Raw genomic sequence first — 24,660 nt, forward strand, 5'->3', positions numbered from 1 at the left:
AATTTTAATTTAGTGTTATAGGATCACTCTCAAAAGGTAAATCATTGAAATAACTCCATTCTGTCCATGACCCATCGTAATTCCTTACATTTTTATATCCTAATAACTGAGTAAGTACGAAAGTAGTATGTGCTGATCGCACACCACTATGACAATACAAAATTATAGAATCATTTTTATCTATATTTAATTTACTATAGATTTTTTCTATATCGCTTAAGGACCTCATACGCTTGTCTCCATTATGGTGTATTGCCTCGGCCCAATCCATATGAATACTATTAGGAAGTCGCCCTCCTTTTGTAGCACCTTTTTTTTGGAGATAACCTGAAAACTCATCAATGGTTCTTGTATCTAAAAGAACAACATTAGTGTTCAAAGCTTCATTTACCTGCTCTTTTGAAACATAATATTCCATTTTAGGAGTTTCAGTGAGTCTAAACACACTAGGACTTACCTTGGGTACTTCGGCGGTTACCTGCCCATTAATTGACTTCCATTCTGAAATTCCACCGTGTAATAGTTTTATGTTTTTAAAATCATAATTCTGCAATATCCACCATAATCTTGAGGCTTCGCACAATCCGTTATCATCATAAACTATAATTGTATCACTAGTTTTAATACCAAGTCTCCCAAATAATGTTTCTATTTGTGATGTACTTGCCATCATGCCACTGTAGGGATAGGATGTATCTTCAATATCTGTACGCCACATGTGTAAAGCTCCTGCAATATGCTCTTTATTATAACTATCAATTTTTCTAAAATCTAACACCTTGATATGTTTCTGATTAATTATAGATTTTAATTCTTCTGCTTCGATTAAATAATTGTAATCAACAATATCAAGGGCAATTGCCTTGTCTTTTTGACAAGCCACGGACATTAACACTAAAAATAAAACGTTAATCCTCCAATTCATACCAATCTATATCTGTTAAACTCATGCGCCTACCTTTAGCTATTGGAGGGTAATTTGCAACCAAATAATTAACGATAATCTCTTGATTTCCACCTAAGTCCCAAAGATTTTGAGTCTCTTGCATCCATTTTATTGTGGCATTCCAACGCTCGGCTGTCATTCTGTTTTGCGTTACTAATTTAGCCGAATGACAATTGGTGCAATTATTTACAACAGTCATCAATCCTTCCGCATCTAATAAGCCAGTTCTTAAATGAATCCCATTTTCAATACGATCATAATCATCTTCAATAGGTGCAGTAACTACCATTTCTGATTTCCGACTAAAGTCAAAAGCACTTGGATTATTCGCATAATATATTAATCCCCCTCCAGCCACAAGAAACAATAGAAATAAGACCATCAATAATTGATAGATTTTATTTACTTGTGCTCTGAATGTTGATTCTTTGGTCATTATTTTACTTTTACCGCTATTCTATGGCAGGCATTATTTAGATAGCCTTTTGGATTCCATCCTGGCAAAATCATAGGTTGTGCCGTTCCATTGCTATCTGTCGCTTTTGCCCAAACCTCATAGTAACCCGTTTTTGGAAAATCAACAGTAGCTGAAAAATGTTGCCAAGCCAATCGGTTTGCTGGTTTTTCAATATTACAGTTGCTCCAAGTCGAACCAAAATCTATAGAATATTCCATTTTGGAAACCTCTAATTCGCCGGCCCAAGCATGACCTCTAATTTTTAAAGTTTTTCCTTTTTTAATCATTGCTCCAGATTTAGGATAGGTAATCAATGATTTTACAGGCATAGATTCTATGATGCACATATCTTCATCTTTTACTTTTTCTCCAGGTGCAACGGGCTCGCAAGGAACTCGGTAAGCGGTGCCTGTCATTTTTGTGCCATCGTGCACTTTATTGCGAATACTAATTCTATTCACCCACTTGCCAGAGACTGAAGCTGGCCAACCTCCTGCAACCAAGCGCAGCGGATATCCATGGATTAGTGGAATATCTTCACCATTCATTTGAAAAGCTAATAGTGTTTCATCTTGTAGGGCTTTTGACATTGGACAACCTCTAGAAATTGGTTCTTTTTTAGGATCCATACTGAGATGTTTATCCACAGCGTGATATCCAATATAAACCGCACTACTTTTAATACCTGCATCTTCTAATACATCCCGTAAACGCACACCTGTCCAAGAGGCACAGTGTATAGCACCAATAGTCCATTGATTTCCTTTTGCTGGCGGATCAAATTCAGCACGTCCGTTACCACCACACTCTATGGCTAATTGATAGGTGTGCCGTTCGAACTTTGATTTCAATTCGGCCAGAGTATATGTTTTTTGAGTCTTAACAGACTCACCATCAATGGTGAGGGTCCAAGTTTTAGCATCAATATCTTCTGGTACCAATCCGTTATTTCTAATGAACATACATGAATTTGGAGTGATTTTATCATCCAACAAATGTGCCTGTGCTTCGATATTCCATGGTTTATCATTTAAGATAACCATGTCTTTATGCTTATTAAATAGTTTAAACGGATCAGGATCCTGCAATGCCAAAGGGATATAACCGTCTAGCATTTGAGAACCAAATACAAGCTCGGTGCCAATAAGTACTGCAAATGAACTTAATGTTGCTTTTTTTACGAAATCTCTTCTTTTCAAAATATTTAATTTATTGGTTAAAAAAAACCACTATACAAGTTATTGTTTCTGACTAACTTTTTGTGTAACCAATGTTACATATGTTGTTTAAACGCTCGACAGTTCCTCAATAAGAAGACGTTGACTATTAGTGATATTATAGTGTTTTAAAATGGTCTCAATTAATGGTGTTCGCACCACTAAAATAGTATGCAGTTGAGCTTCATACTTCGTTCTATTAATGGCTGACACTGCTGATTTATGTAAACCCTCTGTTTTCAACTCTAATTTACCCAATTCATCAATAATAATAAAACCTGAGGTTTGCTGTTTTGCAGCTTCCTCAATAATGCTATTGGCTTTTTTAAAGGCCGTTTTCAAAAAATGATAAGGGCCAACAATAATACTATCCTCATCTTTGGAAGTTGTCTCCATTGCAAATGCCTCATGGGTTTTAACATTCAAAAAATAGCGATGGTTCTTGTCATCTCTTGGGCTTAATACGCCAAAGACATCTGGTCTGCCTTTTATCCATTTCATCAACGCTGTACTTTTTCCTGTATTTATGTCGCCTGTTAAGATATAGATCATCGTTTAGAAGGATTAAAGTGAATACTATATACGATGCTTTTTGCTAAAAAGTGCTGCATTCTATTTAGTCCCTTTAATGACTTACTATCTTGCCAAGCATACTTAATAATAAACTTTAAATGGGGTAATAAATCTAAGGTGCTTTGAATTTCGCTTTGATAAGTATTCTGTCGTTTTGAAAGTATTTTGTTTAAACCTTTGAGTAACAAGGGTCCTAAAACAATATACCACAAGCCTATAATTAATAAACTGCGTGCCACGAGATATAGGGCCGTTTCCCAACCACCATATTCAGTTTTAAAAAATAATAAGGGCAGCATAATGACCAATAGAGTTATGGACCAAAACAGCAACACTTTTTTTGAACCTCGTTTTGATGTCTTATGTTTTGAGGTGCTATCGATTGCTATAGGGATGTCATTTATTTGGGAGCTTTCAACGGTTTGCATTAGTCCGATGATTCTTATAATTAAAAATCCGACTAGGATTCCCGCAAACGCATAAAACGTTACAAATGCAATACTTAAAGCTTTAGCAGATAAGTTGAGCTCTAAGATGCTTAATTGATTGCTTATCCAAGTGGTATATACCTCTATCGCATCCCAAAGCGATTCTCCATATATAATAGTTAAAGTTAACAGTTTTTGTAATGCCGATTCTAAAAAGGTAATCATCCCTAAGAGTACAATGGTAAAACGATTCACAGAGAACATGTGATATAAGACCATACCTAAAAATGCTTGGAATGACACTGCAAAATAAGCCGTTACAGGAGAATGTGGACTTACGCTCAACTTTACCAACAACACAATAGTTAAGGCTTTAAGCAAGGTAGATCGTAGGTTTTTAGAATGTTGTGCAATTAAGGTAATTAACAAAATAGAAATACCACCAACCACAATACCTGTAAATGGTGAACTAAAAGCGTGCATGAAACCACCAAGACCACATTCATTAAGAGCCCATAAGGCAGTTAAGCGTTCTATAATTAATTTATTTTCGTTCTTCATTTGCGTATGTAACAACGTCTCTTATAGATAAGGTGTTGTAAGTTAATCAAACCAATTCATTGTGTTGTGTAACAAATGTTACATTGAAAAATTAGAGATAATGCTAAATTGTGCAATTACTTAAAAATACAAAATGTTAAAGATCATGCAAAAAGATTTCGAAACTAAGGTTACGGGTTGGGCATTTATTGTGGCCGCATTATTATTATGGTTAGGTTGGGCCTTATCGCCTCATCATATTGGTGAATACATTGTTGCTTCAGATTTTGAAGCCATTGGTGAAAGTGTTTGGACGTGGATATGGATGTATCGCATTCATATTTTTGGATGGGTGACGATGGGCATTGCTTTATTTGCTTTGGTGTCAGTAACGGCAAGAAAACCGTATCGTGTAATTATCTTGCCAGGAGCAGGTATGGTAATTATAGGGACGTTTACCTTAGCCATTGCTAACGCCTATTTTTACAATTTTGGTGCTTGGGGTGTTGGTGAAACAGCAGGAATGTCTGCAGCAGAAATCCAAGCTTTTATGCACGATATTTTATTTACCAATCAATATGTTACCTGCTTTATACGCTTTGGTCGTGTCTTTTCAGGAGTTGGTTTAGTCTTGCTAGGCTATGGATTTATTAAATGGCAGATCGTTCCCAAATGGTTAGGCTGGTTTACCGCACTTTTAGGTTTGGCAGCAATGGGCATTGTTATGGGTATTCCTGATAATTATGAAATTTACAAACCATTGTTTCATGTGAAGGTACTTTGGTTAGTAGCTATGGGTGCTATTATACTGGGAAAAGGCGTGCATTTGCCTAAAACCTAATATTTAACTATATACGATGTTTACAAGACTACTTAACCATTAAAACAATAAATAGCGATAAGACATTATCGCTATTTTTTGTAAGTATAATAAGCCTTATGAGTACTGAGAAAATTTATCAATAACTCAATACGCAGATCTCGGAATTTTTCGTTTAGTTCTGAATACGGTCGAGCTCTTCGTCGAGACCACTTTTAATGTTTTTACTTTCGGCTTTTGGACCACCAAAGTTGTACGTGAGTCCTAGTCCAAAACGACGGTTATCAGCAATATAGATACCATCGAGGTCAATGCCGCCATAATCGGAGGTATAAGGGTATTCACTCTCGGTGCGAAGAATATCACTTCCTGTGATTCGCAATTGGAGTTTCTTATCAAAGAAGTCTTTTCGAATTCCAAAACTGAGGCCTTGGGTTCCTTGAATAAACACAGAACCTCTCCATATCCATCGACTACGTTGAGTTAACGTCACATCTAATAACAAATCTGAGTTTATTTTTATGTTGTTCTGTATGCGGTAATTCCATAGTGTATTATCAATATCAATAACAGTGCTTTCTACATCACCTTTAAAGGTTTCTCTTGATATGTTTCCTAAGACTTGCAGATCCCAGTACTTGGTTAGGGTCACGGGGAAACTTAATGAAAGCCCTAGAGTAGTGGCTTTTTCCATGTTTCTTGGGATAATCTGTGTCGATTCGTTACCTGTAATCTCAACAATCCTTGAAAAGAAATCGGTGATTTCACTATATGATGCTGTTAAAATGTATTTCTGCTGAAACGCATACGAGACTTGGTAATTCATGATGTAATTTGGGTTTAGAAAGGGGTTTCCTTTCCAAACAACCAACTGGCTCGTAGGACTTTCAAACGGATTTAAATCTTGGTAATTAGGTCGTGTAATACGTCGTCCAATTCCCAAACTAAAACTATGCTTATCTTGATCATCATATGACAGACTAACATTAGGGAAATAATCGGTATAGTTTCGAGAGACATCGTTATTGTCAGTTTCTACTTCAGAAAATAATTGTCCGCGAGAATCGGTGTTTTCTATTCGAAGCCCCGTGTTTAAAGACCATTTTTCGCTTAATTTAAAATTAAGATTGGTGTAAAAGGCGGTAACATTTTCAGTGTAATCGAAGTCATTACTTTTTGTCGGATCAAACACAGGGATTTGATTACTGACATTAAAAAATTTAAAACTATTTTGAGTTTTTACCTGTGCATATTTAAAACCAGTAGTAAGACTCAGGTTATCCCAGTTTTTTTCGTAGTCAACTTTTGCAGACCATAAATTGATTTGCGTATCCGAATCAAATTGCGTATCGTCTATTTCAATAACCGTAGAACCATCAGCTTCAAAATAGGTGTTAGGTTGCATGGTGATTTGCTCACTATCATAAACACCTAAACTTAAATTAGTAGTGATAGAACTATCATCGTTTAAGGTCCACAAATGAAATCCATTAACCAAGTAATTGGTTGATGTCCCATCAACAAGGGATTGTGAGAATAAGATTTCAGACAGTTCTGGAGGTTGCACTGTAAATATATCCGTGAAACTATTTAACCGGTTATCAATAGTATTAAAAATAGCACGTCCATTAAGTCCCACATAATGCTTGTCGTTTAATTGAGATTCTAGTGCTAACCCAACATTATATCCATCTCTAATCTGGTTGTCTCTGGAGTCCAGCAGCAGGGCCACATTGTTTTGTTGTTTGCGATCGTCAAAAAGGACCAGATTGTTATTATGCGATTGGGTAATATCAAAGCTCGTTTGTAGCTTTTCGAGACCGAGGTTTAACGATATGTTATTGCTATAGCGGTATTCTTCTCCTTTAGTAAAACTTGAAGCGGCTGTTCCATTGAATCCAGTAGCTACGGCTTTTTTAAGTCGGATATTAATGATGCCTCCTGTACCCTCAGCTTCATATTGCGTACCAGGATTGGAAATGATTTCAATAGATTCAATGGTATCAGATGTAAGACTCTGTAAGAAGGTGGTTAAATCATTTCCAGATAAGCGTGATTGTACGCCATTAAGATAGACTTGAACATTGCTTTTTCCTAATAGTGAAATGGAATTATCTAAATCTAAAGTAACGCCTGGAGCTGCTTTTAAAAGATCCAAACCATTGGTTCCTGAGGCACTCGGACTGCTAGCTACATTAAAAATGATTTTATCGGCTTTCACTTCAATCATCTGTTTTTTCTTAGTGATGACGACTTCATCCAAAGCGTTATTTTCTTCCTTCAACAGAATAGGAGGTAAATTGACCGTTTGAGATGCTGAAATATTAAAGGCTTCGGAAATGTATGTAGCATAACCCATATGGTCTATTCTAATGGTATAGCTACCTGGCTCTATATTTTTAATACTAAACCGACCTCTAGCATCAGTGATAGCACTTTTTACAAAACTTGTATTATCTTGAAATAACGCCACCGAAGCAAATTCTATAGCAGTAGCTTCGTCGAGTTTTACAACGCCATTGATGGTGTTGGATGTATTTTGTGCGATGAGTGAAAAAGGGAACATTGAGCACCATAATAGTACCATAAGGGAATTCTTAATAAAACGCATATTGGGTTGGTAGTTGTTGGTTATTATTAGTCTTAAAATACGTGCTATTCCGACAATTCATAGCTAAATATAATTAATTAAATGATTGCGTGACCTGTGTTTTCTATTGACTTAGGCTATTCATTGGCCACAAACCCATCCCAGCGTTTCATATAGGTGATAAAGTTATCACCTAAACCTTCATTTCTAAGATACGTTTCTGAAACGGGTAATGTTGTAGGTTCAAAGTTTGCATTTGCCAATACTTGCTTTGGGAAATCATGATGTAAAATAGCCGAACGACCAATAGATACAACATCGACACCAGCGTCCAAGACTTTGTGCACATCTTGTCCGGAATTAATCTTTCCAGCAACGGTCCATTTTACATGTTTAAAGTCTAAATCTGAAAAATGCTGCAATAAGCTTTTATCTTGGAATTCGAGTTCTTCAGGTTGTTTAAACACATCCCATAGTGAAATATCTAAAAAATCAATGTGATAGTTATTGATTAATTGTTGACAAATGGTTTTCGACTCATGTAATTTCATACCAAAACGTTCAGGCGATAATCGCACACCTAACAAGAATTCTGGTCCGCAAGCTTCACGAATCCCATCTACAATTTGAAAAAGAAGACGTGAGCGATTCTCTAAACTGCCACCATAACTATCCGTACGTTTGTTAATATCTGCACTTAAAAACTGGGTAAGTATGTAGCCATGAGCGCCATGAACTTCCACACCATCATAGCCTGCTTTTTGCGAACGTACTGCAGCTGCTATAAAGTCGTCACGAAGTTGTTCAACTTCCTTTAAACTTAAGGCTCGTGCATTGTGTTTTTCTACTGCTGAAGAAGAAACGGGCTGTTCACCAATTAAGTCTTCGGGAGTGCGCATTCCAGCGTGATGTAGTTGAATTACCGCTAAACTATTATGAGCTTTAATGCCAGCGGCTAGACGTTGGTGACCTTCAATATGCATATCGTTATATATACCCAGTTGCCCTGGAAATCCTTTCCCAATAAATTGAACATGAGAGGCACAGGTCATTGTAAGTCCGAAACCACCTTTTGCACGCATCGTTAACCAGTGGTATTCATCAGTAGAGAGTGTGCCATCCTCATGACTTTGGCTATTGGTCATTGGTGCAAGCATGAATCGGTTTGGCATTACAGCGCCACATTGAAATGTTAGAATAGAATTTGGTCTTGTATTCATATAAAAATAGATATTAGGCGCTATTTTCGGTATAAAAAATAATTATCAACGAGATCGATATAAATACGTTTGGCTTCGTCTTCAGTTACATCCTGAACTTGAAATAAGGCATTGGTTTTAAAGGCATTGATAATGGGTTTGCTACTACTTGGTCGTTCGTAATTATTAGTTGCTTTCTTGTAATACGCATAAAGACGCAGTAGGAAATCGGCAGGAAAAGGCTCAGTATGCGCATTGATGCGTGCTACACTTTTTTTAAATTCTATGTCCAATTCTTCAGAAGTCATACACGCTCGGCAATAATACTTTCGCCACCTTTAACTTTTTGGTTCAACTGTACTTTAATATCGGCATCTAAGGGTAAAAAGACATCCACACGAGAGCCAAATTTTATAAATCCGGAATCGCTTCCTTGAGCTGCTTGAGCATCAACCTTTGCGTAATTGACAATACGTTTAGCTAAAGCCCCTGCAATTTGTCGGTAGAGTACTCTTCCGAAGTTTTTATTTTCAACCACTACTGTAGTGCGTTCATTCTCTTCACTTGCTTTTGGATGCCATGCCACAAGGTATTTGCCTGAATGGTATTTACTATAGCTTATGTTTCCGCTAATAGGATAACGTGTTACATGGACATTGAGAGGTGACATAAATACAGATACTTGAATGCGTTTGTCATTAAAAATTTCCTTTTCAAAGACCTCTTCAATTACGACCACTTTACCATCAACGGGAGATACGCATGTATGGTCTTGTAATACGGTATGACGTTTCGGATTTCTGAAGAATTGCAGTATTAGTACTAAAAGTACGAGCATAAATAACATTAAGCTCATACGTAACCATGGGATGCTAACAAACCAATCGATAAGTAAAACCGATGTGATTACTACTGTGAGTGTAATGAATATGATTTTATAGCCTTCTTTATGAAACATAGGTAACGATTCTTAAAAATATAAATATAAAGGGTGCTGCAAAGATAATACTATCTAGACGATCTAAAAGTCCACCATGACCAGGCATAATAATACCGCTGTCTTTGACTTGTGCCATACGCTTAAACTTAGATTCGATGAGGTCGCCAAGTGTTCCAAAAACACTCACAATGATACCTAGAATCAACCAGTTGGTAAAGGTTAAGGTCTCTGTGAAGTGTGCGATAAAAATACTGGCAATACATGAGAAAAAGAGTCCGCCTAGGAAGCCTTCTACCGTTTTTTTAGGAGAAATACTTGGAAACAGTTTCTGCTTTCCGAAGTTTTTACCCACGAGATAGGCAAAGGTATCATTGACCCAAACTAAGATAAATGATCCGAGAAGAAGCAAAGGTGTAAAGGTTTGATTAAAATTAGCAATACATATTAAAAACACAAAGCTACTAGATAAGTAAAAAGTGGTAATTATAAATCGCTTAGATTCAAAGAGCGGAATGGTTTTTTCTGAAAAGAGATCTTTTATAAGTAGAAGTTCTACAAATATGGTAATCACTAAAAGAATTTGTGAGGCTTCATCTATTCCTTTAACAGAATCGGCAATAATTTTCCAATATGCGAAACCTAGGTAGAGCACGGTAAATACGATATATGGAAAAAAGCCTTTTAGCTGAATTAGTTTTTTGAATTCGGCCATACATATAAGTCCGAACAAAAAAAATAGCGCAATAAGTGCATTTTGCCAGTATAGAGATGCTATAAGAAGGGACACGTATAAAAGTCCGGAGAGTGCTCTTGTACCAATTTCTTTCATTTATAAATCTTCTAGGAGCATCAAATATAAGTTTTTTGAGCTGCTTCCGTACGTCAAAAAGTCTTTATCTTCGACGGTTTTAAAATGTTTTATGGTCGTAATATTTGTTGGGATCTTATCTCGGTTTTTACCTTTAATACCTCTCAAGCCTTCTCCAATATTTTGAACAAATTGGCTTGTGGTGGCATAAATGATAAAGTTATCTGGCAATTCTTTAAGTTTCTTTTCTGCGATTTGATTCGATGAAATAAGTAAGGAGCCATCATCTGAAATTAAATACTCACAGGTTGAGAAGAAGAATGTACTTTCTGAAATACGCTTGGTTATATCGAAATTAAAATCCTTAAAAAGTTCGTTCAAGCCATCGTCAAACAATAGAACTTTAGAACCTTTCCAATCATTTTCTTTTAGAATAGCATCAAGACTATCATAAACTTCCTGAATATTTTCGCAGTATAAGAACTTACCGCCATTAGCCTTGAAATTTATTGTGAACTGTTCATCTACGGGCAGCTTTATTTCTGGCATATATTTGCCTCTCTCTTCGTTTTTTATGTTATCCTCAGGCGTGTTTTTTAAACCAAAGATTTTCCGAAATAAACTCATGTATAGGGACTGCTATTAACCTAATTGCATTAATGGATTTCTCAAATATAAAAAAACTTAAACTAATCGTGGATTAATTTAAGTTTTTTATGTGATAATATGCGTTGAAAAAAATGTTTATTCTTCTTCCTCAATTTGACTTTTTGATTTTGTCGCTTGCTCTGGTTTTTTAAATGGTCTTACACCAAAGATTTTCTCTAAATTATCTTTAAATATAACTTCCTTATCTAGAAGTACTTCCGCTAATTGAGTTAGCTTATCTTTATTCTCTTCTAGGAGCGCAATGGCACGTTGGTATTGCTTTTCTATAATATCTGAAATCTCTTTATCTATCAACTCGGCAGTCTGTTCACTGTAGGGTTTAGTAAAGCCGTATTCCGATTGACCTGAAGAATCATAATAGGTTAAATTTCCAACTTTATCACTTAAGCCGTAGATCGTAACCATGGCTCTAGCTTGTTTTGTTACCTTTTCAAGATCACTTAAAGCTCCTGTCGAAATCTGATTAAAAATCACTTTTTCTGCAGCCCTACCGCCTAAGGCAGCACACATTTCGTCTAGCATTTGTTCTGGACGCACAATTAATCGCTCTTCAGGTAAATACCAAGCTGCTCCTAAAGACTGACCTCTAGGTACAATAGTAACTTTTACAAGTGGGGCAGCATGCTCTAACATCCAACTTACAGTGGCATGTCCAGCTTCGTGGTAAGCAATGGCTTTTTTCTCGTCTTTAGTAATGATTTTATTCTTTTTCTCTAATCCACCAACAATACGATCAACAGCATCTAAGAAATCCTGTTTTTCAACAGCTTTCTTACCTCCACGAGCCGCAATAAGTGCTGCTTCATTACACACATTGGCAATATCTGCTCCAGAAAATCCGGGGGTTTGTTTTGCTAAGAAATCAATATCTAATTTTTCGGCTTGTTTGATAGGTCTAAGATGTACTTCAAAAATTTCTTTTCGCTCTCTAACATCTGGAAGATCCACATAGATCTGTCTGTCAAATCGACCAGCACGCATTAGAGCTTTGTCGAGGACATCGGCTCTGTTGGTTGCTGCTAAAACAATCACATTGGTATTGGTTCCAAAACCATCCATTTCAGTCAACAATTGGTTCAGGGTGTTTTCACGTTCATCATTAGAGCCTGAGAAGTTATTTTTTCCACGTGCTCTACCAATGGCGTCAATTTCATCAATGAATATAATTGCAGGTGATTTTTCTTTTGCTTGTTTAAACAAGTCGCGCACACGAGAGGCACCAACTCCAACGAACATTTCTACGAAATCTGAGCCAGAAAGTGAGAAGAATGGTACTTGAGCTTCACCTGCAACTGCTTTGGCTAATAAGGTTTTACCAGTACCAGGTTGTCCAACTAATAAGGCGCCTTTAGGAATTTTACCACCAAGTGAGGTGTATTTTTCAGGGTTTTTTAAGAAGTCTACAATTTCTTGAACTTCTTCTTTAGCCCCTTCTAATCCCGCAACATCTTTGAAAGACGTTTTAACATCGGTTTTCTCATCGAAGAGTTTGGCTTTAGATTTTCCAATATTGAAAATTTGTCCACCAGCACCGCCACCTGATCCACCAGACATACGTCTCATAATGAAGATCCATACACCGATAATAAGAATAAAAGGAAGTAAGGATAATAGTAAGTTGCCAAAGACATTTTCTTCAGTTGTGAAATTCACGTCTACATCCAAGGTAGGATCATTCGCCAAAGCAGATTCTACTTTGTTTTGGAATAATTCTAATTCACCAAACTCAAATTTATAATTTGCAGGAGGCTCTGTAGAAGGAAGTATGTTAGTGTTTCTTGCTTTTTTATGAATCTCTTTTTGAGCCGCCTCTTTAGTAAGATAAACACGAGCTTCGCGTCGATTTACTACATCAAGTTTTTCTACATCACCTTGATTCATGTAATTCAAAAACTCGGAAACTGTAAGTTTTTGAGCATTTGATCCACCAAAACCACCGGAGAACATTTGAATCGCTAAGAATGCAGCGATTACAAAGCCGTAGATCCAGTAGGGACTAAACTTTGGTTTTTTATTTAAATTTTTATTCTCTTTTGCCATCTATAATTACCACTGAGGTGGTTTTTTATTTAATATGTTTAATAACTTGATTCTATTTGAGTCGTTTTTGCATCACCCCAAAGACTTTCAATATCATAATAATCTCTAATATGTTTTTGAAAGACATGAACAACGACATTTACATAATCCATTAATACCCACTCAGCATTATCACTTCCTTCAATATGCCACGGATTGTCTTTATGCTCTTTACTAACCTTTTTTTGTATGGAAGAAACAATGGCGTTTACTTGTGTATTGGAGGTTCCTTCACAAATAACGAAGTAATCGCAAACTGTATTTTCAATCTCTCTTAAATCTAAAATCGTAATTTCTTTTCCTTTTACATCTTCAATACCAGCTATAACCGTCGTTATTAGTTGATCTGCACTCATATTTTTTTTCGCCATTAAATTGATTTAATTTTGTGCAAAGTTATTATTTTTTTGCTTCTTTTGAACGGATATTTATCATAAGAAATTTATAATTTTTTCAAGACCATTCCTATGCGTATAATCAAACTTAGTGCCATCGACTCAACCAACACTTTTTTAAGACAGTTGAGTGCTGCCGAAGTACTTAGTGATTTTACCGTTGTTGTTGCTGAATCACAGCTAAAGGGTCGAGGTCAAATGGGGACTACATGGACTTCTCAACCTTCAAAAAACCTGATTTGCAGTGTCTTCGTTGATGTTTCTTATTTAAATATAGAGCACAGTTTTTATATTAGTATGGCCGTATCATTAGCAATTTCAAGTGCCTTAAAAAGCTTTCAAATAAAAAAGGTAAAAGTGAAATGGCCTAACGACATTTTGGCAGACCAAAAGAAGATTTCGGGTATATTGATTGAAAATGTCATAAAAAACAATCAACTACAAGGTAGCATTATTGGTTTTGGACTCAATGTCAATCAAACTCAATTTAATGACTTGGCTTTGGCAAGTTCAATGCAAATTGTTTCTGGAAAGTCTTTTGATTTAGATGAAGTGCTACAACGTATTTTAAAATATCTCAAAGTAAATATGAGCCTTCTTAGAGATAGAGAACTAGTCGAATTGAAAAAACGCTATGAGCAAGAATTATTTAGAAAAAATAAACCTTCAACATTTAAAAATGCTGAGAGAGGTTTGTTTTCTGGTTTTATAAAAGGAGTTACAGACTCTGGTCACCTTCAGATTTTAGTAGAAGACAACAGAATTATGGTGTTTCAATTGAAAGAGGTGCAGTTGCTCTATTAAACCTTAGCGGGCATATTTCCAACTAGTGTTTCAATAAACTTATTAATTGGTCCTTTAATCATCATAGCCATCATTGCGTTGAATTCACCTTCAAAAACTAAGGCAACTTCACTTTTAGATGTTTCTATTTCAGTAATATTGGCGGTTAGGGAGAAATCAAGTTTTCCACCAGCAGCGCCCAAAACAATTTTATTTGGAGGTATACTGTCCATTTTTTTTAACACGATTTCTGGCATACCTTTTAGAGCAAATAAAAATTTATCCTCTTCTAAGATCTCAAATTTACTAATGTTTTCAGGCATTAGTTTCTCAAAATTTTTAACATCTGATAAGAAGTCGTAGGCCTCTTGAGCTGATTTATTTATAGTTGTTTTTGGTGATTCTAATTTCATTCTTAAGTATTTATCAATTTAGATAACTATGCTCAAATAGCATTCCATTCACTCGGATTAGTATTCCATTGTGCCAAAACTTCTTGTTCTTTAGCATTTATATATTTGGTATCAAGCGCTTGCTCCAGAAGATTTTCATAATTACTTAAGGTGTGTAGGTTGACCTTTGCTTTGTCAAAATTCGTCTTCGCCACTTCAAAACCATAAGTAAATATCGCCACCATGCCCTTTACATTTACATTGGCCGCTTCTAAGGCCTTCACCGCATTTAGACTGCTTTTACCAGTACTAATGAGGTCTTCTACAACGACTACATTTTGACCAGCTTCAACAAAACCTTCAATTTGATTTTGGCGTCCATGAGATTTTGCTTCAGGTCTCACATAAATAAATGGTAAACCTAAATACTCAGCGACTAAAATGCCAATCCCAATAGCTCCAGTAGCAACACCAGCGATTACATCTACTTTTCCATAGTGCGACTCAATATGCTTTGCCATGGTTTCTCTAATGTAATTTCGAATGGGCGGAAATGACAATACAATTCGGTTATCGCAATATATTGGAGAGTTCCAGCCTGAAGCCCAAATAAAGGGGTCGTTTGGCTGAAGTTTTATTGCATTTATCTTTAGTAAAACTTCGGCAGTTTGTTTGGCGGTGTCTTTATCAAAAATCATGTTGCAAAACTACGGATTTTTAATAAAATGTAATTTTAAAACCTTAAAATAAATAATTTCAAAATTGAAGAACATTATTATAAAAATGATATTTTTACTTTTTAAAGATTCCAAGATAAATATTGCATGTATTATATCTATGTAAATAATAAGCCAATCGTTTTAACTACTCAAGTTGAAAAGGAGGAAGGGTTTAAAAATTATCTATTGTCAACAGTTCATATTGGTAAGGTAATTAAAGAATTAAATACAACCTCTTTAAAAGAAGTACGATTAATTGGAGATCATGAGGATAAACTCTTGAAAAAATTCTTAAAATTATTACCTAATGTAATAGCCGGTGGTGGAAAAGTTTATAATGAGCAAGATAAAATATTGTTTATCTATAGAAACAACAAATGGGATTTACCCAAAGGTAAAATAGAAGGTAAAGAAACGATTGAACGCACTGCAATTCGTGAAGTAGAAGAGGAAACTGGTGTGACGGGATTGTCAATAACAAAACCTCTTGCCACAACCTATCATATTTTTAAACGCAACGGTAACCATAGGATAAAAATCACCTATTGGTTTCAAATGAAAACCGCATATGATGGTCAGTTGTATCCACAAGAAAAAGAGGGTATTACAAAAGTAGCATGGTTAGATGAATTGTATAGCCAAAAGGCCTTAGCAAATAGCTATGCTAATATTAAGCTTTTAGTTTAAGCTATTGGCTCTATCATATTATTCTATTCGATACACAGGATATTGCAAATGCGCTTTTTCATAATGCGCACTGTGTTTGTGTAGCCAATCTAATTGCGCATACCAGTTATTAGCAAATTCTATATCTGAAGTTTTTTTGAGATTAAAATCTATTTGCAGTTTTGGGTTTTGAGAGAGGATAGCTTTGGCTTTATCTTCCCAGACATAAGGGGAAAAGCCTTCTTTTTGTTGAAGAATGGTATCAAAAAAATTCCAACTAAAAAACGAATCTGGAGCTTGAGGTTCGAGCGTTTCGAGCAAATATCTCAGTGCTGTTTGGTTGGTTTCTATTAAGAGGTCACCTTTTGAGAAAGTGACTTGATCTTCAAAACGATCTAGGTCCACATTGTAATGCGGATAATGACCTTCATAAGCTTGTTGTCGTGTTTGATAGTTTTTTATTTTGAAAGATGTCACCAATATGGTTGTATCCTTTTCAATTGGGGTCATTTCAACTTTGTTCAGCTCTAATAATTCAATGACGTTCCACCAACCATGAGGAATGATATAGGCTTTTGGAATCTCAACACTTAAGGTGGATGCCATGTAATTACTATAAATGATATCCTTTGTAAAGGGTTTTGTACGATCATATTTTAAACGCTTCGCACCTGTGAGATCACTTTCAATCATTTGGCCTTCATAACCTTTAAATTGTAGTGTTGAAGTTCTTGTGGTATCAACTGTCCATCGGATTGGATAGCTCTTTTGTTTGAGTAATTCAGTCGTAGCATTTTTTCGTAATTCTGAAATTTGCTCACCTTGAGTTTCTGTGATTTCAATCATACTTTTCATGAGTTCATATGTGCCTTCAACACGTTGTTTATAGGGTTTAAGCATATGAGTTTCTACCATTATCCCCAAAGTATTCCAAAGGGTTGTATAACCGGTTGAGTAGCGCGGTGAATCCATAAACTGACTAAAACCTTGCTCAGGAGTTCTGTTAAAAACGTTGACATAAGGTGTAATGTCCCAATCCTGAACCGCTAATTTTTCTTCTAGCTGAGGCATCATCGTCGTATGAAGGAAGTCGCCTAATTTACCTCCTAGTTTGTTGTGCTGGGTAAATAAATGAGTCAATGTATATTGATAATCGGCACCATTACTTACATGATTATCTATGAACACATCAGGTTGAACGCGATGAAAGATACTCGCAAAGGTTCTTGCGTTTTTAGTGTCTGATTTTATGAAATCTCTATTAAGGTCAAAGTTTCTTGCATTTCCTCTAAAACCATAATCTTCAGGGCCATTTTGATTGGTTCTTGTTGTCGCGTTTCGATTTAAACTCCCACCAACATTATAAACAGGAATAGTCACAAGAACTGTTGATTTGGGCATTGTTATTTTGCCTTGAACAATATCGCGATATAAAAGCATAGTCGCATCAATACCATCAGATTCTCCAGGATGAATACCATTATTAATCAAGAGGATACGTTTCGATTTCCTAACTTCTGAAAAATCAAAATTCATATCTGGATTAAGCGTTATAATATGTAGTGGCTTTCCAGAATCTGTTTCTCCAATAGCTTCGATTTGAATAGCATCATAAGCTGCTGCAAGTTGTTTGTAATAGGTAATAGTTCCCTCATAAGTAGCCGTTTGTGTGCCATTTGAGATTTCAAATTGGGTCTTAAAATCGGTGATTATGGGTTTGTTTTCCGAAGTGCAAGAGCATAAGATAAGACAGAAAAGCGCTAGTTTTTTCATATTCAAAAAGTAATGTGCAATTGTTAATATTGTTGTTTATTTCTTTCGTCAACTTTAATTTAAATGATCCAAAGTTAATCTAAATTTGAATTATCCCTTTAAACTAATAGCGAAATGAATGTTTTTATTTTACCCTTTGGAAAAGTTAATATACTTAAATCTAATATTGCCGAAATTATAATTAATGATGGTGTTGTCATAGACGCGTCAATGGTCTCGGCCTATCGCAACTTGTTGCGATCTCATTTAAACCCCCCGTTTTCTTTATTAATTAATAAACAACACGGATACTCTTATACATTTGAAGCTCAAACTGCTATGGGCGATCTCAATGAAGATGTTGATTATCGAGCTGTTATTGTGCGCAGTCAGAGTGGTGAAATGGCCACAGAGATTGTTATGGATATTAATAAACAGAACAATTGGAAAATCAAAATATTTAAGGAACGCGAAGAAGGATTAAACTGGCTTTTATTGCAACAAAATAATAAAAGTGCGATATAGAATCGTATGGCAAATTTGACTAATTTTACTGCACTTTAATTTTATACAATGTTGCAAACTACAAATACCATTTTGATGATTCGTCCGGTCAATTTTCGGATGAACGAGGAAACAGCTGTTAATAATTATTTTCAAGAAGATTTAAGCATCAAAAATGCGGAGATTAACGCTAAAGCGCAACAAGAATTTGATGCTTTTGTTTTGAAGTTAAAAGCAGTTGGAGTTAATGTGATTGTCGAAAATGATGACGAATTAATGGATACGCCAGATTCTGTCTTTCCAAATAATTGGGTGAGTTTTCATGAAAATGGAAATGTAGGTTTATATCCGATGTTTGCTGAAAACAGAAGAAAAGAACGTCGAGATGAAGTGTTTATACGTCTAGAAAATGAGGGTTTCAGAATAGAAAATATTATCGATTATACCAGTGCTGAGGACGAAGGTCTGTTTTTAGAAGGTACAGGTAGTTTGGTCTTAGATCGTATTAATGGCAAAGCTTATTGTGCTTTATCCGCAAGAGCTGATGAAGACTTATTTATTGAGTTTTGTGAAGATTTTGAATATACACCCGTTGTGTTTACTGCAAATCAATCCGTGAATGGAGAACGATTACCAATATATCACACGAATGTGATGATGTGTCTTGCCGAACAGTTTTCAGTCATATGTTTGGATGCTATAGATGATAAAAAGGAGCGTAAGAATGTAATTAAACATCTCAAAACTGATGGAAAAACAATCATAGAAATTTCGGAAAAACAGATGCATCAATTTGCAGGTAATATGTTGCAGGTAAGAGGAGAAAATGATCAACGTTATCTCGTGATGAGTAAAGCCGCTCATGATAGCTTGTCGCCTCAACAAATAGCATCTATTGAGAAGTTCTGCCCGATACTTTCAAGCTCATTAGAAACCATAGAAACCTGTGGTGGTGGCAGCGCACGATGTATGATGGCAGAAGTGTTTTTGCCTAAGATTTAATCTCGTTTTGTAAAGGTGGAATAATCATTTTGTGCACGCTAAATATATTTGGTATTAGTACAAAAGGTTATAATACTATAATAAAAATTATTGAACAGGCTTTATTTTAGGAAGTTCTACGTAAAATTTGGTTCCAACGTTTAATGTGCTTTCAGCCCAAATTCTACCCTTATTAAGTTCTACTAACTCTTTACAAATGGTCAGCCCTAAGCCAGTACCTTTTTCGTTCTCGGTACCTCGAGTTGAAAATGTACCGCTTTGGAAAAGTTTATCAAGATTCTCTCTTGAAATACCAACACCAGTATCTTCAATACAAATGAGGCACTTACCGTCATGATCGCTATTAGATACTGTAATCACATCACCTACGCGCGTGAATTTTACGGCATTAGTAATTAAATTTTGAATCACAATTTCTATCATGCTTTTGTCAGCATATACAAAATCTCGGTGTGATTCATCAATCAATACAATGCGTTTTTGCTCGACCTTTTGTTCGACGAGGCTTATTTTATCTTTAAATACATCTTGGATATTAAATAAATCTGGTTTAGGTTCTAAATTTTGCATTTGCGACTTAGACCAGTTCAATAAATTAAATAATAATTGTGAGGCACTATCTGCATTTTCACTGAGTTCAGGAACGAGTTCATAAAACTCTTCTCGCGATAAACCATCTTCTTTAAGTAAATCGATAAATCCTTTAATAGAAGAAATCGAATCTTTTAGATCATGGGAAACAATTGAAAATAGACGATCTTTCACGTGATTGACTTCCTCCAAATGTGATGCTTGTTTGGCAAGCTCTTTATTTTGATACTCGATTTTTAGATTCTTTTCTCGTAGTTCTTTATTGAATTTCAGTGTATTTTTTCGTTTTAAATAAATCAATAATAGAATCGTAGAAACAATTAAAAAAGCAGCACCTAGAATATATGATATGGCCTTAAGTCGTTTAAACGTGATTTCATTTTCCTTATTTTTTTCTTTAATAGCAATAGAGTTGAAATCATTATTGGTATTTAATGGCTCTACCTTAATGGGTTCTGTAATGACTGGAACAATAGGCTGATTCTCTTTATCAAGTTCCCGTTTCAGATTAAAATATTTTCCTTGCCAAAAGAATGCATTTCGAAACTTACCGTTGATGGAATCAATTTCTTTATGTAGTCTGTAATTTTTTAATAATTCAGGTTTATTGTCAATTTTTAATGCAATCGCATAGGCTTCATTAACTTGTAGTTCGGCTAATTTTGTTTTTTTCTGTTGAAGGTTGAGTTCTCCAATAGCGTTTAGAGCACGTAACACACCATCTTCATTTTTGATGTTTCGGTTGAATTTTAAACCTTCTACTAGATATTCAGCAGCTTTATCGTAATCTTTAAAACGCAAATATTCTGCACCAATGCGTGGCAAAATTTCACCTTTTAATGTTTGATCCGTATTTGGATTGAGAAGTTTTAAGACTTTCTCATAGTATTCAATAGCCTTACGGTGTTCTTTGCGTTCCGAATATAACAAGGCAATGTTGCGAGTAGATCTTTTTATTCCAATACTATCTCTTAACTGTTCTCTAACTTTAAGAGCCTTGATGTTAAATTCAAGTGCTTTATCCACCTGATATGTTTTGTAATAGGCCTCGGCTAGATTATTGTAAGCTGAACTTAATTCGGCTTTTAAATTGCGGGATTCGAAGGTTTTTATAGCCGATAAGGAATTTTCTAAACCAACGCTGTAATTACCGCGTTTGATTTCTATTAAACCAATGCTATTGTTTACTTTAGCAATACCCAGTGTATCGCCTAGTTGACTGTAGTATTTTCGGGATCTATTATAACCATCAATGGCATTGTAATAGTCATCCTTTTGCGCATAGATTAATGCCTTGTAATAGTTTACATCTGCAATGCCCTTGGTGTGGTTTAAAAATTTTGAAAGTCGTTCGGTTTGGTCAATGTACAATAAAGCTTTCTTGTAGTTCTTACTCGTGTACAGAGCTTTAACAAGAAGCAATGATGTATCTACCTTTGCAGAATCTTGTTTTTGATAAGCTAATTGTATAGTAAGACTGTCGATCTCATTTGTTTGTGCAAAACATAAGAGCGAAGAACAGAAAACAGCTAATGTAATTAACCGCTTCATACCTTAATGAGAGTATTAGAAATTGCAGAATTATTTTTACACCAAACAACCTTTTGGTTCAGATAGTTAGAGTGCTGAAATAATAAAGTCAATCTTAATAAGGATTGGTTATTAAGTGTCATCAACGTTTGGGACTTTGATTAATAGCTTACCAAAAATCACTAAAAAGGTTCTTAAACCCTAATTTTTAGGTTTTAATACCTATAAATTAGTTAAAGTGAATCTCGAAAAAGAGAAAAATATCGACGAATAGATAAACGGCAAAAAACATAGAGAAATTACACTTTTGTCGACGAAATGCACATTAGTAGTAATTTGCTCTATAAATAACTGTTAATTAGTTTTTTATGACTGTAAGTGTTAAAAGTTAATGAGTATCAGATACCACATTCGAATAGGTATTAACGCTCCCAGAACTTCAAATAGATGATGTATATTTATGCCTAGCACGAGCTATCTAATTTATGGGTAATTAGCAAAACCCCATACACTGATTTTAAGGGCTATTTTTAAGCCTAGCGACCATCCAATATAAATGGACTTTTAGTACTTCATTTGCAGATGAAAATTAGGATGGCTTTTGATTAATATTACCCATACAATAGGTTGTGGGATCATTCCAGTTTATAATAATCAATTAATAAAAGGCATGAGCGTAAAAAATTAATAAAAAAACTATCTTTGCTGACCTAAAATTACAAGACTAATGAATCTTCAGGATACCCTATCACACAATGTAAAACAGGCCGTAAAATCTGTTTTTAAGGCGGATTTAGAATCGGTAGAATTTCAAGCAACTCGTAAAGAGTTTGCAGGCGATATCACGGTTGTTGTTTTTCCTATGTTGAGAGTTGTGAAAGGAAATCCTGTTCAAATTGGTGAACAAATTGGAAATTATTTGTTAGCTGAAATGGATGAAGTAAAAGCCTTTAATGTCGTTAAAGGATTTTTAAATATTGAAATTCATGATAAAGTTTACATTCAATTTTTTAATGGCATAAAAGATCAAGACAAGTTCGGATTTGTAACCACCAAACCTAGTGATAAAGCGGTAATGGTTGAGTATTCTTCGCCAAACACGAACAAGCCTTTGCACTTAGGACATGTTAGAAATAATTTGTTGGGATATAGTGTTGCTGAAATCTTAAAAGCATCTGGCAAGAAAGTTTATAAAACTCAAATTATCAATGACAGAGGGATTCATATTTGTAAAAGTATGTTGGCTTGGAAACGCTTCGGAAATGGAGAAACACCAGATTCAACAGGTCTGAAAGGAGATAAACTTGTTGGAAATTATTACGTGAAATTTGATCAGGAATATAAAAAGGAAATTCAACAGCTCGTTTCCGAAGGACAAACGGAAGAAGAGGCCAAGAAGCATGCTCCAATTTTATTAGAAGCACAGGAAATGCTCCAAAAATGGGAGGCAGGTGATCAGGAGGTTGTGACACTTTGGAAGACAATGAACACATGGGTATATGATGGTTTTGATATCACTTATAAAAACTTAGGTGTTGATTTTGATACCTTGTATTATGAAAGTGAAACATATTTGCTTGGTAAAGAATTTGTCGCTGAAGGCCTCAAAACAGGTGTGTTTTTAAAAAAAGAAGATGGTTCAGTTTGGTGTGATCTTACCGATGATGGTCTAGATGAAAAGATTGTGTTACGAAGTGATGGTACTGCCGTATATATGACACAAGATATTGGAACAGCTATTCAACGTGTAAAAGATTTTCCAGATGTAGGTGGCATGGTTTATACAGTTGGAAATGAACAGGAGTATCACTTTCAAGTCCTCTTTTTAATCATTAAAAAATTAGGATTTGAATGGGCAGATAACTTGTATCATTTGAGTTACGGTATGGTCGATCTTCCTTCGGGAAAAATGAAGAGTAGAGAGGGGACGGTTGTAGATGCAGATGATTTAATTGTAGAGATGGCGCATACGGCTGAAGAGATTTCTAAAGACCTAGGTAAGCTAGACGGTTATACTGAGGATGAAAAGAAAATACTGTATAAAACCATTGGTTTAGGTGCCTTAAAATATTTCATTTTAAAAGTAGATCCTAGAAAACGCATCTTGTTTGATCCAAAAGAATCTATTGACTTCCAAGGGAATACAGGTCCGTTTATACAATATACTTATGCTAGAATACAATCCATTCTTAGAAAGTCGGAAACGGATAATTCTGAAGACATCCATTCTTTTGCCCTACATATCAAAGAAAAAGAGTTGCTAAAGCAATTAGAATTATTTCCTGAAGTTGTTCAAAATGCAGCCGCACATTACAGTCCAGCATTAATTGCTAACTACACCTATGACCTGGTAAAGGAGTTTAATTCTTTCTACCAAAATGTATCTATTTTAGGAGCTGATAATGCACAAGAAAAAGTCTTTAGAGTGAAGTTATCTGAAACGGTTGCTAAAGTAATTAAAAATGCTTTTGGGTTGTTAGGTATAGACGTTCCAGAACGTATGTAATTTAGAATTGTCCTTTAAATTTCAAGGCTTGTTTCACATGAGCCAAATGGTGATTACTATGCCATGCATAAACGCCTATAGTTTCATCTATTCGAAAGCGTTTCCCATGTTCTGGATGAATAAATTCTCTCGAAAGCTGGACCTTTGAAATATGCCTAAGCAACTTACCTAATTTTGAATGTAATCCTTTAAGCAATATTAAAGTATCCTTTAAATCATCGTCGTTTCCGTCGATGAGTAATGCCCATCGGTCTTCGTAATAGGGTCTTATTGTTGGGGATACTTCAGTGAGCGCCAATTTAAATCGGATGATACTATTCATATGACTGTCAGCACAGTGATGCACCACTTGTTTAATAGTCCAGCCTTCAGGACGATACGTCCAGTTGAGTTGCTCAGTTGTTAGGTCGTGCGTGAGGTTTTTAATAGCCTCTGGAAAGGCTTCAATGTCATCAATCCAAGAATTGATTAACGCCGATGATATCATGGTCGGAGTTTTAAATTCTCCTATTGGGAAACGCAGTTTATAAAGTGCTTCTGTAGTCATATTAGTA

The 24,660-nt window shown here is 35.3% G+C and carries 24 protein-coding genes; 6 read left to right on the forward strand and 18 right to left on the reverse strand.

The window, feature by feature from the left end; all coding sequences use genetic code 11:
• Positions 1-4: 4 nt before the first annotated feature.
• The 5 genes from BLT57_RS06645 to BLT57_RS06665 all read right to left on the reverse strand — a co-directional run bounded on the left by BLT57_RS06645 (position 5) and on the right by BLT57_RS06665 (position 4,182).
• Positions 5-925: a sulfurtransferase gene (locus tag BLT57_RS06645; RefSeq protein ID WP_091423940.1), complete on the reverse strand. Its 921-nt coding sequence runs from the start codon at positions 923-925 to the stop codon at positions 5-7.
• Positions 909-1,382 (reverse strand): monoheme cytochrome C, encoded by a 474-nt coding sequence (locus BLT57_RS06650; protein WP_172827434.1) that lies wholly within the window; start codon positions 1,380-1,382, stop codon positions 909-911. Before BLT57_RS06650 ends, BLT57_RS06645 begins: the two co-directional genes overlap by 17 nt.
• Positions 1,382-2,602: a sulfite oxidase gene (locus BLT57_RS06655; protein ID WP_091423945.1), complete on the reverse strand. Its 1,221-nt coding sequence runs from the start codon at positions 2,600-2,602 to the stop codon at positions 1,382-1,384. Before BLT57_RS06655 ends, BLT57_RS06650 begins: the two co-directional genes overlap by 1 nt.
• A gap of 87 nt (positions 2,603-2,689) precedes the next feature.
• On the reverse strand, positions 2,690-3,172 hold the full coding sequence (locus BLT57_RS06660; RefSeq protein WP_091423948.1) for a nucleoside-triphosphatase: 483 nt from the start codon (positions 3,170-3,172) through the stop codon (positions 2,690-2,692).
• Positions 3,169-4,182 carry a hypothetical protein gene (locus BLT57_RS06665; protein WP_091423951.1) on the reverse strand — a complete coding sequence of 338 codons (1,014 nt, stop codon included), beginning with the start codon at positions 4,180-4,182 and terminating at the stop codon, positions 3,169-3,171. The genes BLT57_RS06660 and BLT57_RS06665 overlap by 4 nt, the downstream gene beginning before the upstream one ends.
• Before the next feature lie 145 nt (positions 4,183-4,327).
• On the opposite strand from BLT57_RS06665, the gene BLT57_RS06670 reads away from it, so the two are divergent.
• A complete protein-coding gene (locus tag BLT57_RS06670; RefSeq protein ID WP_091426693.1) occupies positions 4,328-5,002 on the forward strand; it encodes a hypothetical protein in 675 nt (224 codons plus the stop codon).
• Positions 5,003-5,156: 154 nt separating this feature from the next.
• Here BLT57_RS06670 and BLT57_RS06675 read toward each other — a convergent pair whose 3' ends face one another.
• From BLT57_RS06675 to rsfS, 8 genes are all read right to left on the reverse strand, one after another.
• A complete protein-coding gene (locus BLT57_RS06675; RefSeq protein ID WP_231928784.1) occupies positions 5,157-7,568 on the reverse strand; it encodes an outer membrane beta-barrel family protein in 2,412 nt (803 codons plus the stop codon).
• 140 nt (positions 7,569-7,708) lie between these two features.
• Entirely contained in the window at positions 7,709-8,791 is a 1,083-nt protein-coding gene (locus tag BLT57_RS06680) for an NADH:flavin oxidoreductase (protein WP_091423957.1), read from the reverse strand.
• A 20-nt stretch (positions 8,792-8,811) separates the two neighbouring features.
• A complete protein-coding gene (locus BLT57_RS06685; RefSeq protein WP_091423959.1) occupies positions 8,812-9,078 on the reverse strand; it encodes an acyl-CoA-binding protein in 267 nt (88 codons plus the stop codon).
• The gene (locus tag BLT57_RS06690) at positions 9,075-9,728 is read right to left on the reverse strand and encodes a phosphatidylserine decarboxylase family protein (protein ID WP_091423962.1); all 654 of its coding nucleotides are present in this window, start codon (positions 9,726-9,728) and stop codon (positions 9,075-9,077) included. The genes BLT57_RS06685 and BLT57_RS06690 overlap by 4 nt, the downstream gene beginning before the upstream one ends.
• The gene (locus BLT57_RS06695) at positions 9,718-10,539 is read right to left on the reverse strand and encodes a phosphatidate cytidylyltransferase (RefSeq protein ID WP_091423964.1); all 822 of its coding nucleotides are present in this window, start codon (positions 10,537-10,539) and stop codon (positions 9,718-9,720) included. Before BLT57_RS06695 ends, BLT57_RS06690 begins: the two co-directional genes overlap by 11 nt.
• Positions 10,540-11,145: an LUD domain-containing protein gene (locus tag BLT57_RS06700; protein WP_091423967.1), complete on the reverse strand. Its 606-nt coding sequence runs from the start codon at positions 11,143-11,145 to the stop codon at positions 10,540-10,542. It abuts the gene before it with no gap.
• Between the two features lie 117 nt (positions 11,146-11,262).
• The gene (gene ftsH, locus BLT57_RS06705) at positions 11,263-13,227 is read right to left on the reverse strand and encodes an ATP-dependent zinc metalloprotease FtsH (RefSeq protein ID WP_091423970.1); all 1,965 of its coding nucleotides are present in this window, start codon (positions 13,225-13,227) and stop codon (positions 11,263-11,265) included.
• A gap of 38 nt (positions 13,228-13,265) precedes the next feature.
• Positions 13,266-13,637, reverse strand: coding sequence for a ribosome silencing factor (gene rsfS, locus BLT57_RS06710; protein ID WP_091423973.1), 372 nt, complete (start codon positions 13,635-13,637; stop codon positions 13,266-13,268).
• Positions 13,638-13,733: 96 nt separating this feature from the next.
• Between rsfS and BLT57_RS06715 the strand changes: the two genes are divergently transcribed.
• A complete protein-coding gene (locus tag BLT57_RS06715) occupies positions 13,734-14,465 on the forward strand; it encodes a biotin--[acetyl-CoA-carboxylase] ligase (RefSeq protein ID WP_091423976.1) in 732 nt (243 codons plus the stop codon).
• Here the strand turns inward: BLT57_RS06715 and BLT57_RS06720 are convergent.
• On the reverse strand, positions 14,462-14,857 hold the full coding sequence (locus BLT57_RS06720; protein WP_091423979.1) for an SRPBCC family protein: 396 nt from the start codon (positions 14,855-14,857) through the stop codon (positions 14,462-14,464). The genes BLT57_RS06715 and BLT57_RS06720 overlap by 4 nt on opposite strands.
• A gap of 32 nt (positions 14,858-14,889) precedes the next feature.
• Complete coding sequence (gene pyrE / locus BLT57_RS06725) at positions 14,890-15,534, reverse strand: orotate phosphoribosyltransferase (RefSeq protein WP_091423981.1); 645 nt, start codon at positions 15,532-15,534, stop codon at positions 14,890-14,892.
• A 126-nt stretch (positions 15,535-15,660) separates the two neighbouring features.
• On the opposite strand from pyrE, the gene BLT57_RS06730 reads away from it, so the two are divergent.
• A complete protein-coding gene (locus BLT57_RS06730; protein WP_091423984.1) occupies positions 15,661-16,242 on the forward strand; it encodes an NUDIX hydrolase in 582 nt (193 codons plus the stop codon).
• 18 nt (positions 16,243-16,260) lie between these two features.
• On the opposite strand, the gene BLT57_RS06735 is transcribed toward BLT57_RS06730, so the two are convergent.
• Positions 16,261-17,994 (reverse strand): M14 family metallopeptidase, encoded by a 1,734-nt coding sequence (locus BLT57_RS06735; protein ID WP_091423985.1) that lies wholly within the window; start codon positions 17,992-17,994, stop codon positions 16,261-16,263.
• 114 nt (positions 17,995-18,108) lie between these two features.
• Here BLT57_RS06735 and BLT57_RS06740 point away from each other — a divergent pair, with 114 nt between their 5' ends.
• Positions 18,109-18,498 (forward strand): hypothetical protein, encoded by a 390-nt coding sequence (locus BLT57_RS06740; protein ID WP_091423988.1) that lies wholly within the window; start codon positions 18,109-18,111, stop codon positions 18,496-18,498.
• A gap of 48 nt (positions 18,499-18,546) precedes the next feature.
• A complete protein-coding gene (ctlX, locus tag BLT57_RS06745) occupies positions 18,547-19,479 on the forward strand; it encodes a citrulline utilization hydrolase CtlX (protein WP_091423990.1) in 933 nt (310 codons plus the stop codon).
• 87 nt (positions 19,480-19,566) lie between these two features.
• Here the strand turns inward: ctlX and BLT57_RS06750 are convergent, their stop codons facing one another.
• Positions 19,567-21,621, reverse strand: a complete 2,055-nt coding sequence (locus BLT57_RS06750) for a tetratricopeptide repeat-containing sensor histidine kinase (RefSeq protein ID WP_091423993.1) — start codon at positions 21,619-21,621, stop codon at positions 19,567-19,569.
• A gap of 706 nt (positions 21,622-22,327) precedes the next feature.
• Here BLT57_RS06750 and argS point away from each other — a divergent pair.
• A complete protein-coding gene (argS, locus tag BLT57_RS06755) occupies positions 22,328-24,106 on the forward strand; it encodes an arginine--tRNA ligase (RefSeq protein WP_091423996.1) in 1,779 nt (592 codons plus the stop codon).
• 1 nt (position 24,107) lies between these two features.
• On the opposite strand, the gene BLT57_RS06760 is transcribed toward argS, so the two are convergent.
• Positions 24,108-24,653 carry a YfiT family bacillithiol transferase gene (locus BLT57_RS06760; RefSeq protein WP_091423999.1) on the reverse strand — a complete coding sequence of 182 codons (546 nt, stop codon included), beginning with the start codon at positions 24,651-24,653 and terminating at the stop codon, positions 24,108-24,110.
• Positions 24,654-24,660 lie beyond the last annotated feature (7 nt).

This window comes from Formosa sp. Hel1_31_208, assembly GCF_900104785.1.
Taxonomy (GTDB): Bacteria; Bacteroidota; Bacteroidia; order Flavobacteriales; family Flavobacteriaceae; genus Psychroserpens.

Excerpts from the sequence above, each read along its gene's own strand:
- BLT57_RS06645 (WP_091423940.1), bottom strand. The coding sequence starts at position 925 with ATGAATTGGAGGATTAACGTTTTATTTTTAGTGTTAATGTCCGTGGCT.
- BLT57_RS06650 (WP_172827434.1), bottom strand. The coding sequence starts at position 1,382 with ATGACCAAAGAATCAACATTCAGAGCACAAGTAAATAAAATCTATCAA.
- BLT57_RS06660 (WP_091423948.1), bottom strand. The coding sequence starts at position 3,172 with ATGATCTATATCTTAACAGGCGACATAAATACAGGAAAAAGTACAGCG.
- BLT57_RS06665 (WP_091423951.1), bottom strand. The coding sequence starts at position 4,182 with ATGAAGAACGAAAATAAATTAATTATAGAACGCTTAACTGCCTTATGG.
- BLT57_RS06670 (WP_091426693.1), top strand. The coding sequence starts at position 4,328 with ATGCAAAAAGATTTCGAAACTAAGGTTACGGGTTGGGCATTTATTGTG.
- BLT57_RS06675 (WP_231928784.1), bottom strand. The coding sequence starts at position 7,568 with ATGGTACTATTATGGTGCTCAATGTTCCCTTTTTCACTCATCGCACAA.
- BLT57_RS06680 (WP_091423957.1), bottom strand. The coding sequence starts at position 8,791 with ATGAATACAAGACCAAATTCTATTCTAACATTTCAATGTGGCGCTGTA.
- BLT57_RS06685 (WP_091423959.1), bottom strand. The coding sequence starts at position 9,078 with ATGACTTCTGAAGAATTGGACATAGAATTTAAAAAAAGTGTAGCACGC.
- BLT57_RS06690 (WP_091423962.1), bottom strand. The coding sequence starts at position 9,728 with ATGTTTCATAAAGAAGGCTATAAAATCATATTCATTACACTCACAGTA.
- BLT57_RS06695 (WP_091423964.1), bottom strand. The coding sequence starts at position 10,539 with ATGAAAGAAATTGGTACAAGAGCACTCTCCGGACTTTTATACGTGTCC.
- BLT57_RS06700 (WP_091423967.1), bottom strand. The coding sequence starts at position 11,145 with ATGAGTTTATTTCGGAAAATCTTTGGTTTAAAAAACACGCCTGAGGAT.
- ftsH (WP_091423970.1), bottom strand. The coding sequence starts at position 13,227 with ATGGCAAAAGAGAATAAAAATTTAAATAAAAAACCAAAGTTTAGTCCC.
- rsfS (WP_091423973.1), bottom strand. The coding sequence starts at position 13,637 with ATGGCGAAAAAAAATATGAGTGCAGATCAACTAATAACGACGGTTATA.
- BLT57_RS06715 (WP_091423976.1), top strand. The coding sequence starts at position 13,734 with ATGCGTATAATCAAACTTAGTGCCATCGACTCAACCAACACTTTTTTA.
- BLT57_RS06720 (WP_091423979.1), bottom strand. The coding sequence starts at position 14,857 with ATGAAATTAGAATCACCAAAAACAACTATAAATAAATCAGCTCAAGAG.
- pyrE (WP_091423981.1), bottom strand. The coding sequence starts at position 15,534 with ATGATTTTTGATAAAGACACCGCCAAACAAACTGCCGAAGTTTTACTA.
- BLT57_RS06730 (WP_091423984.1), top strand. The coding sequence starts at position 15,661 with ATGTATTATATCTATGTAAATAATAAGCCAATCGTTTTAACTACTCAA.
- BLT57_RS06735 (WP_091423985.1), bottom strand. The coding sequence starts at position 17,994 with ATGAAAAAACTAGCGCTTTTCTGTCTTATCTTATGCTCTTGCACTTCG.
- BLT57_RS06740 (WP_091423988.1), top strand. The coding sequence starts at position 18,109 with ATGAATGTTTTTATTTTACCCTTTGGAAAAGTTAATATACTTAAATCT.
- ctlX (WP_091423990.1), top strand. The coding sequence starts at position 18,547 with ATGTTGCAAACTACAAATACCATTTTGATGATTCGTCCGGTCAATTTT.
- BLT57_RS06750 (WP_091423993.1), bottom strand. The coding sequence starts at position 21,621 with ATGAAGCGGTTAATTACATTAGCTGTTTTCTGTTCTTCGCTCTTATGT.
- argS (WP_091423996.1), top strand. The coding sequence starts at position 22,328 with ATGAATCTTCAGGATACCCTATCACACAATGTAAAACAGGCCGTAAAA.
- BLT57_RS06760 (WP_091423999.1), bottom strand. The coding sequence starts at position 24,653 with ATGACTACAGAAGCACTTTATAAACTGCGTTTCCCAATAGGAGAATTT.